This is a genomic window from Pantanalinema rosaneae CENA516 (assembly GCF_050753385.1).
GTDB classification, from domain to species: domain Bacteria; phylum Cyanobacteriota; class Cyanobacteriia; order Leptolyngbyales; family Leptolyngbyaceae; genus Pantanalinema; species Pantanalinema rosaneae.
The window spans coordinates 24,133-42,522 of record NZ_JBLZFZ010000018.1 but is presented as its reverse complement, the minus strand read 5'-3'; the positions used below and the strand labels follow the sequence as shown (position 1 = coordinate 42,522).

Sequence of the window (18,390 nt, the reverse complement as noted above, 5' to 3'; positions counted from 1 at the left end):
TATGCCCCGATGGACGTTTTCGCTGTTAGTGCTGGGCTGCCTGACCTTACCTTTGGCGGCCTGTGGTGATGATACTGGGCAAAGTGGAACCGGGGGGCAAGCGGCTGGGCGACTCGCCAGAGTCCTCAATCGTGGCAGTCTGGTGTGTGGAGTCAGTGGAGAACTGCCGGGATTCAGTTTTGTCGGGCAGGATGGCAAATACTCCGGTCTGGATGTGGATGTATGTCGGGCAGTTGCCGCCGCCTTATTTGATAATCCCGATGCCGTAGAGTTCCGGAATCTCAATGCTAAAGAGCGGTTTACGGCGGTGCAAACGGGGGAAGTCGATATTCTCAGCCGGAATACCACTTGGACAGTCAGCCGTGATACCTCGACGGGTCTAGATTTTGCTCCGGTCGTGTTCTTTGATGGCCAGGGCATTATGGTGAAACGAGCCAGTGGCATTAAAACCCTGGCAGATTTAAAGGGCAAGTCGATCTGTATTCAGACCGGAACGACGACGGAGCAAAACTTAACCGACCAAATGCAGAAGCGGGGGATTCCCTATAAACCTGTGGTGTTTGAGGATGTGAATACTACCTTTGCCACCTATGCAGAAGGTCGGTGTGAGGGAGTAACTGCCGATCGCTCCCAACTGATCTCCCGCCGCACCGCCTTTCCCCAACCCAATGATCATCTGATCCTGGATGAGGTGCTATCTAAGGAACCCCTGGCTCCAGCAACGGCAAATGGCGACTCTGCCTGGAGTGATGTGGTACGGTGGAGTGTTTTTGCCTTATTCGAGGCAGAAGAATTGGGCATTACGTCCAGAAATCTGGCGCAGTTTAATACCAGTAAAGATCCATCCGTCCGGCGGTTTCTGGGATTAGAAGGGGAGCTAGGCAAAGGCATGGGGGTGTCCAATGATTTTGCGGCTCGGATTGTCCGGCATGTCGGGAACTATAGCGAAATCTACGATCGACATTTAGGGCCCCAAACTCGCCTCAACTTACCCCGAGGCGAAAACAATTTGTGGACAAACGGTGGGCTGATGATCTCGCCACCCTTCCGCTAGAGTCCAGGTGTCATTTCGCTATTGTCGTCTAGGTTAATTATGGAATATTGCATCCTGGGTCTTGATCCAGGATTAGCCACATTAGGGTTTGGAGCGCTGCAATGCCAGCGATCGACCGCCGGTAGCCGCGAGGCAGCCCAGGTGATGCCATTAGATTATGGGGTAATTCGGACTCCAGCCCATACGGATATTGGCGATCGCCTCTGCATGATCTATGAGGATCTGAATACGGTATTAACCACTGTCAAGCCAGATTTAGTCGCGATCGAGAAATTATTCTTCTATCGTATGGGAAATACGATCGCGGTGGCTCAAGCTCGGGGTGTCGTGATGTTAGTCCTGGCGCAGTACAAAGTACCATTAGTCGAATTCACTCCGGCTCAAATTAAACAAGCCTTGACCGGATATGGCAATTCTAAAAAGTTGGCGGTGCAGGAAGCCGTTGCCCGTGAGTTAAATCTGGAAGCAATTCCTGAGCCAGATGATGCTGCCGATGCCTTAGCCGTAGCACTGACGGCATGGTTCCAAAATTAGCGATCGAGGTGAATGAAGCAATAGTGTTGCGATCGGTTCCATTACAAGGGGCAGGACTCTTGCAGCCAGAACTGGAGATTGCCACCCTGCACGACAATTTCACCCACCGCCGTTCTGATGTAGAGCTTACCCTGACGCATTTTCACAACATGCCGGAGGTCGGGATGAAGCGCCGCAGTGCTAACACCAGCCTCGGTTGCATCCACATGTTTCGGTGGGACAGATGCCTGAGATCCAGCCGTGGGTACAGGTTGAGTTGATGTAGGCGGGCGTACTACCGTGGGTCTACCTAGCTGATCGCTGCTATAACGGACGGGCGGCGGTGCGGCGGGAGTAGATTGCAGCGTCTTGGCAGCGCTTAATGCCTCTCCCGGAAGCCGACTTAACCAAATTACCTGATCCGTTCCCTGGAGCATCACTTCTGTAACTAAGGTGGTAATAAACACGGTTCCCTGATTACAGGCGATTTCTCGAATGGGATACCAGGTATTCCGCGTAAAGATCAGCAGATTGGTTTGAATGTTACTGCGATTGCCGTGACGAGCCGACATCCACCATTCTTTCCATAAGGCTCTGGCTTCAGTGCAGTTGAGTCGATATCCTGCTGGCACTCGACAGGGACAGTAGCGCTCAAAGCCTGCCTGGTCAATTTCCCCAGTCGGCATTAAGGAGCGATCGAGTAAGCACTGATGCACCAGCCCATAGTAATCAGACTCTCGCCTTAATAGGACAACTTTTCCTTCTGCACCCTGTTTGATGGTGGCAATCAACCCACCCCGCTTTGCCAACAATTGGGTTGAGTCAAAGACAGCTTCAATCCGCAGGCGTTGATTGGCTAATAACGTGGTTTCACCCCGGATAAATTTCTGAATTAAGGCAAGATCATCGAGTGTGTTCATGGTTGGCAGAGCAGGTAGATAGAGAGACAAACGTGTGATCGTTTGCGGCTATGGCAAGCGATCGCGTTAAAAGCTGGCTGAAGAATCAATCAGAATTTGGGGGCAAAATTCTTGGGTGATGCAGTGGGCTAAGGCAAGATCTCACTGATCAGGAATGGCTTAGCTTAATCCACCGATGATGGCTGAGATTTAGTTTGAAGGTAAATTAATCTACTACTTAAATGCTAGGCGAAGTCTGGACGATCGCGGGTCAACTTCACTGACTCTTCGTACAGAATCACGGTTTCTAAGCGGAAAATAAAGTTTTTTCTTTCAGTAAAAACACTGAAAGCAGATGTATTAAACCTATTCTCTCTCTCTGTTTGCGCTCCAACATTAAAGGCAGACCCCGACAAGGATATGGCTGTACCCTTGCCCAAGCCTGCCCCGGTCACTGACCTACTTCAGGTCAGAGATAGTTGGAATTTAGCCCACGGCAGCGGCTTCTCGCGCAGCGGCGGCTTCATCGGGATGAATGCCCAGACGAGTCAGGTTAATCCGACCCCGGTTATCAATCTCCCGCACTTTGACGATCACTTCATCACCTACAGTGACTTCATCCTCGACTTTACCGACCCGGTAATCGGCTAATTGGGAAATGTGAATCATGCCTTCTTTTCCAGGCAGGAATTCCACAAACGCCCCGATCGGAATAATTCGAGTCACCTTGCCGACATAAACATCGCCAGTATTCAGCTTCCGGGTCATGCCTTGAATAATATTGCGTGCCCGTTTGGCTTGCTCGGCATCCAGTGAGGAAATGGTGACAATCCCAGTATCCTCAATATCAATCTTGGCTCCTGTCTCTTCGGTAATTCCCTTAATGGTTTTCCCACCCGGACCAATAATCATGCCGATCATCTCTGGATCGATCCGCATCGTCAGCAAGCGCGGCGCAAAGGGCGACATTTCACTGCGCGGTTGATTGATCGCTTCCAACATCTTGCTAAGGATATGCAGCCGAGCGGGTTTTGCCTGCTTAATTGCCTGAGCAATTACCTCCAGGGGCAAGCCATTAATTTTCATATCCAATTGCAGCGCCGTAATGCCACTATCGGTGCCTGCCACCTTAAAGTCCATATCCCCCAGGAAGTCTTCGATTCCCTGAATGTCCGTGAGGACGCGGATTTCCTCCCCTTCTTTGATTAGCCCCATCGCGGCTCCACTCACGGGTTTGGTAATGGGTACTCCGGCATCCATCAGGGCCAGCGTCGAACCAGATACCGACCCCATCGAGGTAGAACCATTTGAGGACAGCACTTCTGATACCACCCGGATCACATAGGGAAATTCTTCCTTGGGCGGTAAGACTGGCACTAATGCCCGTTCTGCTAAGGCTCCGTGACCAATTTCTCGCCGACCGGGCGATCGCATGGGGCGGGTTTCCCCCACGGAGTAAGGCGGGAAGTTGTAATGATGCAAGTACCGCTTTTGCTCATCGGGATGCAGATCATCAAGTTCCTGAGCATCACCGGGCGTACCCAGAGTCACAGCGGACATCACCTGCGTCAAGCCTCGGTTGAACAGGGCACTGCCATGGACCCGCCGGGGTAACACACCCGTCCGACAGGAGATCGCCCGCACCTCATCTAATGTCCGTCCATCGACCCGCACATTGTCTTCGATCACCTGTCGCCGCATCAATTGCTTGGTGACATCTTTAAACACATTCCCGAGCGCTTTGTCATTACCACTGGCGGCGACTCGCACAGGGTCATCCTCTGCCAGTTCAGCGATCGCAGTTGAGATCGAAGCTTTTACTTCATCCAGGGCATTATCCCGGACATGCTTGTCTTTCTCAAACCGTCCTAAAATTTCTTTGACCGGAGCCGTCGCCCGATCGCGGATGAAGGTTTCCAGGGTGGTATCCACTTCTGGGGGCTGTTCCTGAACTTGTTCAATCCCCATTGAACTGAGTAATTCCCGTTGGGCTTGAATCAAATCGCGCACAGCTTCATAGCCAAAATCAATCGCCTCGATCATGTCCTGCTCTGGCAATTGGTTGGCTCCGGCTTCCACCATGATCACGCCTTCCGGGGAGCCAGCCACGATCAGATCCAGATCACTGGATTCAATTTCGTTGTAGGAAGGATTAATAATAAAGTCGTCACCAATTAAGCCCACCCGCACAGCCGCCATCGGGCCATTGAAAGGAATTTTTGCCAGTAGTACCGCGATCGAGGCTCCCGTCACTGCCAGGACATCCGGCGGGACTCGTTCATCCATTGCCACGGTCGTCGCCACTACCTGGATATCATCCCGTAACCAAGACGGAAAGAGCGGACGCAACGGACGATCGATCAATCGGCTAATTAACGTCGCTTTTTCCGGTGGTCGCCCTTCCCGTCGCAAAAAACCACCCGGAATCCGTCCGGCAGCATACATCCGCTCTTCGTAATCCACCAACAAGGGGAGAAAATCAATGCCTTCTCGGGCAGCCGCTCGCGTTGCGGTCACTAATACTGCTGTATCTTCGGATTCAATTAGAACGGCACCGCCAGCCTGTGGAGCGAGTAGACCGACCTTGAGCCGAATATCCCGACCATCGAAGGATATCGACTTATTAACTTCTTCCATGTACTGTGCTATCCTTTCTCGTCTTTTTCTTTCTTCTGTCGCAATCGTAGCACTGATATACGAGGACTGCCCTTTGTTACAGTCATGCAGCAATTCAATGGGTAACTGTTTCTGAGTTTATCCAATTGCGATCGCTGAATTGAGGAACAATCAGTTGAAAATCGGGTTTAGTAGCTTCCTGTTATCCCCGTTCAGTGACTCTAACTTACTTTATTAGACTCGATCTGGCAGTAAAATTCTAAAGATTTTCTAATACTTACTTTTACTCCGTCGATCGGTTGGTGGGGGCGAAAAGTGTCGATCCAATTTTTATCCCTCAATCCAACATTGGCAACGATCCAGCCAGCATCATCCCTGAGCTAGCTTGCCCCAGGCGGAAGTCGCAGTGATTTAGCCCAGGTCGCTCCCCATACTTGCAGAAGTTAAGTTGTACAATGGCAGGTATTGTGCAGGGTCATCTCTGCCACCGCGAGATTTGAGTCAGCCAGCTCGAATATTCTCGCTATCTTTTTGCATGGATGGGAGACATTCGCTCAACTCAAAGATGAATCAGATCGAGGCTGACCTGCTCTGCCGATCGCATCTATATAACTCGGTTTCCGTCAGAGACAAAAATTTGCTGACTCGATCGCCGCTTCTACGATTGCTCAATGGCAATGTGGTAATTAGATCAACTAGATGAGATCAATTCTTTCAGGATAGAACCGCAGCATAGCACTGGCATGAAGCCCGATTCCAAACATGTGATCAGCGTGAGAAAGCCCCCAGCAATCAACCATGATTGGACGCTTTGGCAGAATCTCAATCAAGCCCCACGACTGACTCCCTCTCACCCGATATTTGCACCGTCTGATACTCCTTAATATCGAATGGCAATCCTACACGGTAGCTGGATACTTGCAGCCCAACAGCCCCTGATTACAGAGCCCCAGAGCAGTCAAGCTGGTTTCAAGCAGGGCTTACTGATTTGGGGAGAAATTTGGCGACGATTGCCGATGAAGGAAGGGAATTCGGGCAGTACCGATCGCCCTTCACCTGAAGCATCCCTTGCCTGTCTCCCCCACCCGTTTGCCATGACTCCACTAGAGCTAGTGGACTGGTTGCGATCGTTGCATGAGTCTGGGCAGGTGAAATTACCTTCAGCCGAACATTGGTTGACCTTACCGATTGATGCAACTACTACAACCGCCGCTAAAGGAACTCGCAAAGGTCGGACAACCAAGGCAAAATCGGCTGCAACAGGGACGGTATCTCCCAGTCGTTGGCGACAGCAGACGATCGCCCTGCCCTCCTATTTAGTCGAGACTGGATCTGAATTTGATCCACACCGGGTATTGCCGCAACTCTCTGCCAGTACCGCAGCCACCCGCGATCGGGCGGAATTTTTGTCGCCGTGGCAGGTTAATGGTATTCTGCTGTCTCCCAGCGAAGCCTTACAGTTTTTAAATGCGTTACCGTTGGGCGGTTCAGCCACCACTGAAGAATCATTTCTGGGCAGCGATCTGCGGTTCTGGTCGCACATTGCCCGTTGGAGTTTAGATCTACTGGCACGATGCAAATTCCTGCCGGGATTGCAGGTTGCTCCAGAACCGGAAGTTGCCCAAGTCCCTCAAGCGATTTGGGAGCCGTTGTTAGATAGTGGCGTTGATCAACGGCGGTTAACCCAGTTCTGCGATCGTATGCCGTCTGCCTGTCGCACCTATCAACTGGGGAGATGGGGAGATGGGGAGTTAGGGCAGATAGGGGAGATGGGGAAGCCGGATGCGATGGGTTCAAGTTGGGCGATCGATCTGCCAACCGAACCGCAGGTGTTACTGCAAGATTTCCTGGGAAGCATTTTGGATGCCCAGATCCGGCTGGTGACGGGACAGCAAGCGTTACCCGGTTCGGGGTCTGAGCCAGGAGCGAAGAAAGGGACAGGAGCCGCGATCGCGTCACCGATGCGGGAATGGCTAGAGGCATTAGGGCGGGAGGCAGAAGCAGTGACGGCTGAGGGCTTAACCTCGCTTCAGACCGCTTTAGAACATTGGACAATTCCGCTGCAATCTCGGCGGGCAGAAAGTCAGTTTCGCACTTGCTTGTATCTGCATCCACCGGAGCAAGCCAGCCAGACGGGACAAACAAATTGGCGGCTGGAATACTTTTTGCAACTGATGGATCAGCCGGAATTTTTAGTCAGTGCGGCAACCATCTGGAACAATCCGGTCGAGCGGCTCTCCTACCGGGGAAAAACGGTGATTCAGCCGCAGGAAACTTTTTTGATGGGCTTGGGCCTGGCTTCCCGGCTCTATGCCCCGATCGAACCGAGTTTGCAAGCCTCCCGTCCCCAGTTCTGTACGCTGACTCCAATCCAGGCGTATGATTTCCTCAAGTCAGCCGCCTGGCGATTACAGGATAGCGGATTAGGCGTGATTGTGCCTCCCAGTTTGGCGAGTCAGGGCGGTTGGGCAAATCGCCTGGGACTAAGGATTCAAGCCCAAACGGGCAAACTCAAGCAAGGGCAACGGCTGGGGCTACAAAGCCTGCTGAACTTCCGGTGGGAACTGACGATCGGGGGTCAAAGCCTGACTAAAGAAGAATTCGATCGCCTGGTAACATTGAATACCCCCCTGGTGGAAATTAATGGGGAATGGGTGGAACTGCGTCCTCAGGATATTCGTGCCGCTCAATCGTTCTTTGCCAGTCGGAAAGATCAACCTGCCCTATCGCTGGAAGATGCGTTACGGATTAGTACGGGCGATACCCAGATGATCGAAAAACTGCCCGTAGTCAGCTTTGAAGCTTCAGGTTCGCTGGAAGCGTTGATCAATACCCTGACCGGGAAGCGGACGATCGAAGCGATCGAGACTCCCGCCAGTTTCCAAGGGGAATTGCGTCCCTATCAATCGCGGGGGGTGGGCTGGCTGGCGTTTCTGGAGCAGTGGGGTTTGGGGGCTTGCCTTGCTGACGACATGGGGTTAGGCAAAACGCCGCAGTTAATCGCCTTCTTATTACATCTGAAGCAACAGGAGTTACTGACGGCTCCGACCTTGATCGTGTGTCCGACCTCGGTGTTAGGCAACTGGGAACGGGAAATCAAACGGTTTGCCCCCAGTCTGAAGGTGTTGTTGCATCATGGTGAAGGGCGACCGAAGGGGAAGGGCTTTGCGAAGGCGGTACAGAGTAAGGATGTGATTATTACCAGCTATGCCCTGGTACAGCGGGATGTCAAAGACTTGCAAACGGTGTCGTGGCAAGGGATTGTGCTGGATGAAGCGCAGAATATCAAAAACCCGGATGCCAAACAGTCCCAGGCCGTTCGCCAACTGGAAGCCCAATTCCGCATCGCCTTAACCGGGACTCCAGTCGAAAACCGTTTATCAGAACTGTGGTCGATTTTGGATTTCCTTAATCCCGCTTATTTAGGTCCGAAGAATTTCTTTCAACGTCGTTTTGCTACCCCGATCGAGCGTTATGGCGATACCTCTTCGTTGCAAACTCTGCGATCGCTGGTACAGCCCTTCATTCTGCGGCGGTTAAAAACGGATAAAGATATTATTCAAGATCTGCCAGAGAAACAGGAAATGACGGTGTTCTGCGGTTTAACCAATGAACAAGCCTCGTTGTATCAACACATGGTCGAGAAATCGCTGGCAGAAATTGATGCAGCGGAAGGAATTCAACGCAAAGGCATTATTCTGGCATTGCTGACGAAACTAAAACAGATTTGTAATCATCCCACGTTGTTTTTGAAAGAGGCAGATGCAACGCCTATAGATGGCTCATCATTACCATTTGATCGCCGATCGGGCAAAGTGCAGCGTTTAGAAGAGATGCTGGAAGAGGTAGTGGCTGAAGGCGATCGCGCCTTAATTTTCACCCAGTTTGCGGAATGGGGGAAGTTACTCAAAGCCCATTTAGATAAACAACTGGGACGAGAAACTTTATTTCTCTATGGCAGTACATCTAAGAAGCAACGAGAAGAAATGATCGATCGCTTCCAGCATGATCCGCAAGCCCCCCGCATCTTTATTTTGTCGCTGAAAGCAGGGGGCGTGGGCTTAAATTTGACCCGCGCCAATCATGTGTTTCACTTCGATCGCTGGTGGAATCCGGCAGTAGAAAATCAAGCCACCGATCGGGTGTTTCGGATTGGTCAAACTCGTAATGTGCAAGTCCACAAATTTGTTTGTTCGGGCACGTTAGAAGAAAAGATTCATGACTTAATTGAAAGTAAAAAAGCCTTAGCTGAACAGGTGGTGGGTGCAGGTGAAAACTGGTTAACGGAACTGAATACCGATCAATTACGAGATCTGTTGTTACTCGATCGGAGTGCGGTAATTGGTGAAGAATAAATTAATACGCAATGTGCGAGTTTTCTAAAACGTCCACAGATACAGCCCTCACCCTAGCCCTCTCCCAGGGGGCGAGGGAACTGGAAACTTCCGAAAGTCCTTCTCCCTGGGAAGAAGGGTTGGGATGAGGGCAAATTAGTTGCACACCACGTAATTAATTACTTATGCAATCTCTGATGGATCAATTCCAAGTTCGCGCAGTTTAGCGGCTAGACGATCGGCACGTTGCAAAGCATTAATTCTGGCTTGATCTAATTCCACAAAACTTAAAAACCGATCGCCATCGGGACGGTAGATTTCTAATGTATCCGGCTGAAGGACAAACCGAATTCCTAAGCGGGGACTGACCCAATGATTGATTTCTTCGATCGCTTCAAACTCGCCATGATTACGTTGCCAACCCGCTAAATCAATTTGATCAGGATCGTAAATGTAATATTCTTCAACCCCATAACGATCGTAGAATTTGAACTTTTTCGTCATCTCCTTTAAACGATTTCCAGGCGACAAAATCTCAAATACAACTTGCGGCACAACATTTTCCTCTTGCCATTGTTGATACGAGCCGCGATCGCCCTTCGGTCTACCCAATACCACCATGACATCAGGAGCTTGCCGCATCAGTGGGTTTCCCTCGACCGGATACCAGAGCAAATCTCCAGCTACAAATACCATCGGATCATCTACAAACAGCAGTTCTAAGTTTTCTTTAATTGTGACAATCCACCGGAACTGCCGCGTATTATCTGCCATTGGCTGTCCGTCGCTATCTGGGTAAACAACGTCTGCTGGTTGAGAAATGGGTAGTGGAGAATGCATAGTCAGATCGGCAACGCTCCGTTAAAACAGCGTTTCTTCATCCTAACCAATCTCATCTCTCAGAACAGTTGTTCCCGCCTCAACCGCAATTTGTTAGGCTAAATCATGATCGATATGGAAGCGGGGTGGTGGTGATGTCCTCAGTGCAAAATCTATCGATGTCACTTCAGGACGCAGATTTGCCGACCCTGCCCCCCTGTGATCTGTACAGTGACGAGCCACCCGTGGAAACCGATCGCCATCTACAACAAATCATTCTGTTTTTGGAATGCCTGAATTGGTGGTGGCGCGATCGTCACGACTTTTATGCCAGTGCTAACACCACCATTTATTTCAGTGCCAATCAACTGAAACACCGTGATTTTCGTGATCCGGATTTCTTTGTGGTACTCGGTGTAGACCCGCACCCCCGCAAAAGTTGGGTGGTTTGGGCAGAAAATGGCAAAACTCCCAATGTGATTATTGAAGTGTTATCTGACAGTACAGCCGCCGTCGATCGCGGGTTGAAAAAGCAACTTTATCAGGATGTCCTCAAAGTTTACGATTACTTCTGGTTCGACCCAGATACGCTGGAATTTGCAGGCTTTAATTTAGTCGATGGTCACTATCAACCGTTAATCCCTGACGATCGCGGTTGGTTGTGGAGTAAACAATTGCACCTATTTTTAGGTATTCACAATCAGCAACTCCGCTACTTTACCAAAAACGAGCTAAAGCCCCTGAGTTCAGGCATGGGGATGTAAGCGATTCGCGGCTTTAGCCGCCTAATGTAAGTAACAAAGCGGCTTCTGTGGCTTTCCCGGATTAGATAGCTCACTGCTGTATAATGAAGCATGAGCAAATTCAAGTCAAACAATAACGTTGTTTATTCCTGCAAATATCACGTTGTCTGGTGCCCTAAGTATCGACGCAAAGTTTTAGTCAATGGGGTAGAGGTTCGGCTTAAAGAACTGCTTCAAGAGATTTGTGCCGAATTCACGTCAGAGTTGATTGAAATGGAGGTAATGCCTGATCACGTTCATTTATTGGTTGAGGTAAACCCACAATTCGGGATTGCTAAGCTGATTCGATACCTGAAAGGTAGAACATCACGCATTTTAAGACAGGAATTTCCTTGGTTAAAATCTCGACTACCTACACTGTGGACTAATAGCTATTTCGTCTCGACTGTTGGCGGTGCGCCCATTTCAGTCATTAAGCAGTACATCGAAAATCAAAAAAATGTCTAGCTTTGGATGCCAGCAAATTCTAATTAGTTCAGACTCAGAGCTTCGAGCAATTCTTGAGTTTATTTGTGGTGAGTCGGCAAAACTGAGTAACTGTGGCAACTATCTATCCCGACAGTTGTATTTCAAGACTGGTAAGGCTCCCAGTAAGTTTGACTTGCATCGTGAAATGAGTCGCAATCCTCACTTTCAGGCGTTGCACTCCCAGGTCGCACAACAATGTCTGACCACTGTTGCAGAGTCCTTTAAGTCTTTCTTTGGACTACTGAAAGTTGTCAAAAATGGCAAGGTAGACCAAAGGCCAAAATTGCCGGGATACCGGAAAGGTGGGTTGAACTTAGTCACGTTCCCTGGTCAAGCAGTCAAATTGAAGTCTGAAGGGTTGCGTTTTCCGCTTGGCAGTAAAGTTAAAGCGTGGTTTGGAATAGATGCGTTCTATCTGCCAATGCCATCCAACCTTGAATACAAATCAATTCGGGAATATCGAATCCTCCCTCGCAATGGGCAGTTCTATTTAGAACTCGTCTACAAGCTACCTACAGTGGAAGCTGAGGTTGATTTTGACAAGGTGTTAGGCATTGACCCAGGGCTGGATAACTGGCTAACCTGCGTCTCTAATATTGGGACAAGCTTCATTGTTGATGGGCTGCACTTAAAAAGCTTGAACCAGTGGTACAACAAACGAGTATCTGTCCTGAAAGAAAATCAGCCCCAAGGCTTTTGGAGTCAGCAATTAGCTGGCATCACAGAAAAACGGAATCGACAAATCAGGGATGCTGTAAATAAAGCGGCTCGACTCGTTTTGAATCATTGTTTGGAACATGGAATTGGCACAGTTGTTTTTGGCTGGAATAAGGGACAACGGCAAGAAATAAACCTTGGCAGCAAAACTAATCAGAAGTTTGTCCAGATTCCAACGGGCAGGCTGAAAGATAGGATTGCTCAACTTTGCCAGCAATACGGTCTGAAGTTTGTTGAGACAGAGGAGAGCTACACTAGCAAGGCAAGTTTTCTGGATTCGGATGAGCTACCTACATTTGGCGAAAAACCCGAAGGGTGGCAAGAATCAGGGAAGCGTGTCCAGCGTGGTTTATATTGTTCTGCTGATGGCACAAAAATAAATGCTGACTGCAATGGAGCAGGCAACATTCTTAGAAAAGTAGCGGCAAAACTCAGACTAGATCTGAGTGGAGTCAGTAGGGGTGCTTTGATTGCGCCTTTGAGAATCCGTTTGTGGGTTGCTCAAGAATCCCCGTCCCTTTAGGGCTGGGGAGTATCAAGGCAGATGGTCAACTTGTTCCCAGTCCTAGTGAAGCGGCTCTAATGGAACAACATCAACGCCAACAAGCCGAACAACGGCTCGATCGCCTAGCCGCTAAACTCCGAGAACTCAACATCGATCCCGACACCCTCTAACCTCCCTATCTCCCCCATCCTCCTCACCTTCCCCATTCTCCCAACCTCCTATGAACGAACCATACCAACAACCCAGCCGCGAATGGTGGGCACAACGCTGGATTGATGTACTGGAATCCTTTGGCTATGCCCGCAGACTGGCGCGAGCGCGAGTATATGCGCGGGAAGGCAATGTCCTGAGTATTGAATTCAAAGGGTCTAAGGTGATTGCCCTGGTACAGGGAACGGCTCCCGAACCGTACAAAGTCACGTTATCCCTTGATCCGTTTACAGACGAAGAATGGGGCTATGTGGTGGAGTCGATGGCAGAACGGGCGATTTTTTCAGCCAAATTGTTGTCGGGAGAAATGCCCTTGAATATTGAGGAAGTGTTTACCGCTAATGGCTTAAGCCTATTTCCCTTTACTAAGTTTGATATTCATAGTCGCTGTTCCTGTCCCGATCCGGCTAATCCCTGCAAACATATTGGCGCAGTGTATTACCAACTCGGCGATCGCTTTGGCGATGATCCGTTTGTGTTATTCCAATTGCGGGGACAAACGAAAGACCAAATTATTGAAGCTCTGCGAAAAATTCGGGGTCAAGGTGGAGCGGAAACGGAGAAAGCCACTCCGGATGAGCCGCCAGAAGTTACCCCACTTTATACTCCGCCGTCTCTAGAGCAGTTTTGGCAGTATGCCGATCAACTGGAACCCTCACTTGTGGTGATTGCACCACCCCCCAGCAGTGAGACGGTTCTGGATGTATTGGGAACCATCCCATTGAAACCAGAAGCCGCCGGATCAGCCGAGGCAGGCATGGAGTATTTGAAAACGGTCTACCAGGCGGTGAGTCAGCAGGCGGTGTTGGCAGCGTTGAGTACGGATGGATGAGGGAGATGGGGAGATGAGAAAGGTGAGGAAGATGAAGGAGATTGCGATCGACATCTGTAGGGGCGGGTTCCCTCAATCATTTGCCCCCACCCAGGCAACCGTTAACCAAAGCCGCCCTCACCAGACCCACCCGCTGGATTAAGGATGAGTCATTTCTTCCGGACGGACAATCCGATCGAAGTCTTCGCCATTGAGAAAGCCTAACTCGATGCAGGCTTCTCGTAGGGTGGTGCAATCGTTGTAAGCCTTTTTTGCCACTTGCGCCGCTCGATCGTAGCCAATATGCGGATTCAAAGCCGTCACTAACATTAGCGAGTTGGTCAGGAAATGGTGGATTTGTTCGCGGTTGGGTTCAATGCCGACGACCAGGTGATCGGTGAAGGAGGCACAGGCATCGGCTAGGAGGCGAATCGAGTGTAGCAAGTTATGGATCATCACAGGTTTGAATACATTCAGTTCAAAGTTGCCCTGGGATCCCGCGATCGCGATCGCGGTGTCATTCCCCATCACCTGCACACACACCATCGTCATCGCTTCACTTTGAGTCGGATTGACTTTCCCTGGCATGATCGATGATCCGGGTTCATTCGCGGGTAGGACTAATTCGCCTAAACCGCAGCGAGGGCCAGAGCCTAACCAGCGCAGATCATTAGCAATTTTCATTAACGAGGTTGCCAGGGTTTTTAACGCCCCACTCGCCATGACGATCGCATCATGGGAAGCCAACGCCGCGAACTTATTGGGGGCAGTGACAAACGGCAGTCCGGTAATTTGGGCGATTTGCTCCGCGACCCGGACGGCAAATTCCGGATGGGTGTTTAATCCCGTCCCGACGGCAGTCCCCCCGATCGCCAGTTCATATAGATCGGGTAGCACCCCTTGCAGGCGATCGAGGTCTTTATTCAATTGGGCAACGTAGCCCGAAAACTCCTGTCCCAGGGTGAGCGGGACGGCATCCATTAAATGCGTCCGCCCAATTTTGACAATCTGATCAAACTCCGTCATTTTGGCAGCTAGGGCATCCCGCAGCTTCGTCAGCATGGGGATCAACCGATGGGTGATCTGTTCGGCAGCGGCAATGTGCATCGCGGTCGGGAAGGTGTCATTCGAGGACTGCGACATATTCACATGATCATTCGGATGCACTGGCTCTTTGCTGCCCAGCACACCCCCTGCTAACTCGATCGCGCGATTGGCAATCACCTCATTGGCGTTCATATTCGTTTGAGTCCCACTGCCCGTTTGCCAGATCCGCAGGGGAAAGTGATCATCTAACGTTCCGGCGATCACTTCATCTGCGGCCTGCATCATCCAGGTAGCTTTGTCCTCTGGCAATTTCTCCAGATCCCGATTGACGATCGCCGCCGCTTGCTTGAGAATCCCGATCGCCCGGATCAGTTCACGCGGCATGGTGTCATCCCCAATCGCGAAGTAGACCAGGGATCGCTGGGTTTGTGCGCCCCAATAACGATCGGAGGGCACAGCGATCGCGCCCATGCTATCGGTTTCTTGACGGGTCGGAGCAGGAGTGGAATCAGTCATGGTTATGGCAGGTTGCGGTGCGTCGTAACGCATTTTACCCGGATGCCACGCGACTTAACCGACTAAATCGGGAAACACCTCCTGAACCGCCGGATGAATTAAATGATTGCCCTGGACATTTAGCCCCTTCGCCAGATAGGGATCGCGATCGAACGCCGCTAATCCGTAATCTGCCAGCTTCAACACATACGGTAAAGTGCTGTTATTCAAAGCCTGGGTAGAAGTCCAGGGGACGGCTCCGGGCATATTCGGCACCCCGTAATGCACGACTCCTTCCTCTAAATAGGTGGGATGGGAGTGAGAAGTTGGACGCACCGTTTCCACGCAACCGCCCTGATCCACTGCGACATCGACAATCACCGAGCCGGGACGCATCCGTTTGACCAGCGATCGCGATACCAGGGTCGGAGCGCGACGCGCCAGGATCAACACGCCCCCAATCAAGAGATCGGCTTCAGGGACAGCGGCTTCAATTTGGCTGGTGCTGCTGTAGAGCAGTTCGACCCGCGAACCAAATAGCGTTTCTAAATAGGACAGGCGATCGACATTGACATCGAGAATTTTGACTTGAGCGCCCATGCCGACGGCAATCCGAGCCGCTTCCGTCCCAACTACGCCCCCGCCGAGAATTACAACGTTCCCTGGTTTGACTCCAGGAATGCCACCGAGTAAGACTCCCCGACCCCCTTGTTGCCGCTCTAGATAACGCGCCCCAAATTGCACCGCTAACCGTCCAGCAATCACACTCATGGGAGCCAGTAACGGCAGGCGTTTATCCGGTAACTCCACGGTTTCGTAGGCGATCGCGGTGGTGCCACTGGTGAGGAGATGCTCAGTCAGGGGACGATCGGCAGCGAGATGGAGGTAAGTGAACAACAGTTGACCTTTTTTTAGGTAGTTGTATTCTGCCTTCAGGGGTTCCTTCACCTTCACCACTAACTCATGATCCCAGGCATCCTTGGCGATAGGGACGATCGTCGCCCCGGCTTGCACATAGTCCGTATCAGTAAAGCCAGCCCCATCTCCGGCTGCCGTTTCCACAAACACCGAGTGACCATGCTCAACCAACACACGCACACTACCGGGACTCAGCCCCACCCGATATTCTTGATCCTTCGTTTCCTTGGGTACGCCAATTTCCATCATCTACCTCACTAAGCAGCTTTATTTCTAGCTTAAGCTGGCTGAATCGGAGGTAGTGTATTGCTTGAGCGGAACTGCATCGGAAATTTAATCCAAAACGTCGTCCAGCCGTTCTCACTGGTGACATAAATTTCGCCTTGCAGATGATCGACTAAGCGTTTGACCAGTGCCAATCCTAAGCCAGTGCCGCTGGTTTCCCAGGAATTGGCTTGGGGCACTCGATAAAACTTATCAAAAATGCGATCGAGTTCGATCGCGGAAATTTCCGCCTGATTCCGTAATGTAAACGTAAGGGTGGCGGTTTCAGGATCATGGGTAATCTCTAAGGTAATTTCGCCCTTAGCTGGGGTATATTTCTGGGCGTTCCGCAACAGTTCCAGCAATACCCGGCGGAGGCTGGCGCGATCGGAAATCATTCGGGGTAAGGTGGCAGGCAGATTAATCGTAAACTGCTGATGTTTCGCGGCGACCCGTTGTTGAATCGGCACCAGAATCGTGGGTAGCCATTCGGGTAAGGCGATCGCTTCTAACAAAAACTTGGGATAACTTTCGGCTTCTAACTGTTGCAAATCTAATAGATCCGTAATCAACTCCGTTTCGCGATCGCACTCGGCTTGCAGAATTTCTAAACAGCGAATTCGTTGAGCATCCGTTTTAGTGATCTGGAGTAAATGTAGTGCCATCTTGATATTAGTTAACGGAGTCCGTAACTCGTGGGACACCGTACTGAGAAAGTCATGCTTCAGCGCATTCACCCGTTGTAATTCCATCATCTGAGTTTGCGCCGCTTGATACAGACGGGCTTGCCGCAGCGCGATCGCACATTGACTGGCAACCTGCTGCACCAGTTGCACCTGATGGGGAGTCAACGCCATGTCATGATGACTAAAGCACCAAAGATCACCTAAGACATCCTGATGATCGACGATCGGGCAAGCCAAAATCGATACCTGGCTGCGATCGGGATCGGTGGTCAGTTCACAGAATTGGAACTCCTGCCCTTGAATTAGTTGGCGGTAGCCTTCGGCAAAATCCTTCATGGCGATCGCCCCTAATTGGCTAGGCGTTAGCGACGAATTCGGATCTGTATAGCGACAAGTAACGCTAGACCGTTGTTGCTCCAGATCGTAAATTCCCGTATCACAAGCTACTAGGTTCAAAGCGGTGGTTAATTCCTGCACCGCCGTTTGCAGAATTTGCGGCTCAGCCAAACTCTCCCGCAACTGATTACTAATCTGCCTGAGGGTGGCATCTAGAGCCGTTCGTTGGAGTAATTCTGCATTCAACGATCGCAGTTGTTGTTCTGTTTGCTTTTGGACGGTCAAATCTCGCAACAATAAGCGCAATGAAACTGCCTGCCCCTGGGCATCTCGAACAACAGCCAGTTTCAGGGCAGCCTCTAATGTTTGGGTTTGTCGGAGTTGCAGAGTCAGTTCCCATTCCTGCTGATCTCCGTGTTGGAGCAGTTTTGCTAAGTTCGTGCGGAACCTGGTGCGACTGTCTAGTGCAACTAAACTCGCAAAGGGCTTCCCAATTAAATCAGTCGGCGATCGTTGTAACAGTTGTGCCGCCGCCCGATTCACCTCCTGGATTTTCCCGTGACAGTCAGCGATCAGATAACCATTCGGAGCAAACTCAAACATCTCTTGGTAGCGCTGCCGCTCCTGTTCCAACAGGGATTGTGAATATAACAAATCTTCATTTTGTTGCCGGAGTTCTTCTTCAGCGACCTGTAATTTCTCTAATGCAACTTGCAATTCCTGTAAAACATCAGGTAATAACTCCTGGGGGGTAGGAGTTTGAATAGCACGACGATATAATTTCTTTATACGGCGATAAAAGGGTTTGTTTTCTTTAGAGAAATCTATTGGATTTATGGGCATAACAATGCTTTTCTCTAGCCACGACCATTGTTCTAATTTGTTGAAAAAGAAT

General features: G+C 50.5%; 13 protein-coding genes. 7 read left to right on the top strand and 6 right to left on the bottom strand.

Annotation, left to right across the window (positions count from 1 at the left end):
* The first annotated feature begins 1 nt into the window (after position 1).
* Together ACN4EK_RS12695 and ruvC are read left to right on the top strand one after the other, a co-directional pair.
* Positions 2–1,054 (top strand): amino acid ABC transporter substrate-binding protein, encoded by a 1,053-nt coding sequence (locus tag ACN4EK_RS12695; protein ID WP_431658263.1) that lies wholly within the window; start codon positions 2–4, stop codon positions 1,052–1,054.
* 39 nt (positions 1,055–1,093) lie between these two features.
* Positions 1,094–1,588 (top strand): crossover junction endodeoxyribonuclease RuvC, encoded by a 495-nt coding sequence (gene ruvC, locus ACN4EK_RS12690; protein ID WP_431658262.1) that lies wholly within the window; start codon positions 1,094–1,096, stop codon positions 1,586–1,588.
* Between the two features lie 41 nt (positions 1,589–1,629).
* Here ruvC and ACN4EK_RS12685 read toward each other — a convergent pair whose 3' ends face one another.
* Both ACN4EK_RS12685 and ACN4EK_RS12680 read right to left on the bottom strand, forming a co-directional pair.
* Positions 1,630–2,487: a hypothetical protein gene (locus ACN4EK_RS12685; protein WP_431658261.1), complete on the bottom strand. Its 858-nt coding sequence runs from the start codon at positions 2,485–2,487 to the stop codon at positions 1,630–1,632.
* A gap of 465 nt (positions 2,488–2,952) precedes the next feature.
* Entirely contained in the window at positions 2,953–5,103 is a 2,151-nt protein-coding gene (locus tag ACN4EK_RS12680) for a polyribonucleotide nucleotidyltransferase (protein WP_431658260.1), read from the bottom strand.
* An 869-nt stretch (positions 5,104–5,972) separates the two neighbouring features.
* On the opposite strand from ACN4EK_RS12680, the gene ACN4EK_RS12675 reads away from it, so the two are divergent.
* Positions 5,973–9,437, top strand: a complete 3,465-nt coding sequence (locus tag ACN4EK_RS12675) for a DEAD/DEAH box helicase (RefSeq protein ID WP_431658259.1) — start codon at positions 5,973–5,975, stop codon at positions 9,435–9,437.
* Positions 9,438–9,599: 162 nt separating this feature from the next.
* Here the strand turns inward: ACN4EK_RS12675 and ACN4EK_RS12670 are convergent, their stop codons facing one another.
* Positions 9,600–10,256 carry a Uma2 family endonuclease gene (locus ACN4EK_RS12670; protein WP_431658258.1) on the bottom strand — a complete coding sequence of 219 codons (657 nt, stop codon included), beginning with the start codon at positions 10,254–10,256 and terminating at the stop codon, positions 9,600–9,602.
* Positions 10,257–10,390: 134 nt separating this feature from the next.
* Between ACN4EK_RS12670 and ACN4EK_RS12665 the strand changes: the two genes are divergently transcribed.
* The 4 genes from ACN4EK_RS12665 (at position 10,391) to ACN4EK_RS12650 (ending at position 13,770) form a co-directional block, all read left to right on the top strand.
* Positions 10,391–10,999, top strand: a complete 609-nt coding sequence (locus ACN4EK_RS12665) for a Uma2 family endonuclease (RefSeq protein WP_431658257.1) — start codon at positions 10,391–10,393, stop codon at positions 10,997–10,999.
* A gap of 90 nt (positions 11,000–11,089) precedes the next feature.
* Positions 11,090–11,485, top strand: coding sequence for an IS200/IS605 family transposase (gene tnpA / locus ACN4EK_RS12660; protein ID WP_431658256.1), 396 nt, complete (start codon positions 11,090–11,092; stop codon positions 11,483–11,485).
* Complete coding sequence (locus ACN4EK_RS12655; protein WP_431657960.1) at positions 11,478–12,746, top strand: RNA-guided endonuclease InsQ/TnpB family protein; 1,269 nt, start codon at positions 11,478–11,480, stop codon at positions 12,744–12,746. The genes tnpA and ACN4EK_RS12655 overlap by 8 nt, the downstream gene beginning before the upstream one ends.
* Before the next feature lie 202 nt (positions 12,747–12,948).
* Positions 12,949–13,770: an SWIM zinc finger family protein gene (locus tag ACN4EK_RS12650; RefSeq protein ID WP_431658255.1), complete on the top strand. Its 822-nt coding sequence runs from the start codon at positions 12,949–12,951 to the stop codon at positions 13,768–13,770.
* A 138-nt stretch (positions 13,771–13,908) separates the two neighbouring features.
* Here ACN4EK_RS12650 and fumC read toward each other — a convergent pair whose 3' ends face one another.
* Genes fumC through ACN4EK_RS12635 form a run of 3 tightly spaced genes read right to left on the bottom strand, consistent with a single transcriptional unit; the run spans position 13,909 to position 18,338 of the window.
* A complete protein-coding gene (gene fumC / locus ACN4EK_RS12645) occupies positions 13,909–15,312 on the bottom strand; it encodes a class II fumarate hydratase (protein WP_431658254.1) in 1,404 nt (467 codons plus the stop codon).
* Between the two features lie 54 nt (positions 15,313–15,366).
* The gene (ald, locus tag ACN4EK_RS12640; protein ID WP_431658253.1) at positions 15,367–16,455 is read right to left on the bottom strand and encodes an alanine dehydrogenase; all 1,089 of its coding nucleotides are present in this window, start codon (positions 16,453–16,455) and stop codon (positions 15,367–15,369) included.
* A 32-nt stretch (positions 16,456–16,487) separates the two neighbouring features.
* Entirely contained in the window at positions 16,488–18,338 is a 1,851-nt protein-coding gene (locus ACN4EK_RS12635; protein ID WP_431658252.1) for a PAS domain-containing sensor histidine kinase, read from the bottom strand.
* Positions 18,339–18,390: the final 52 nt, after the last annotated feature.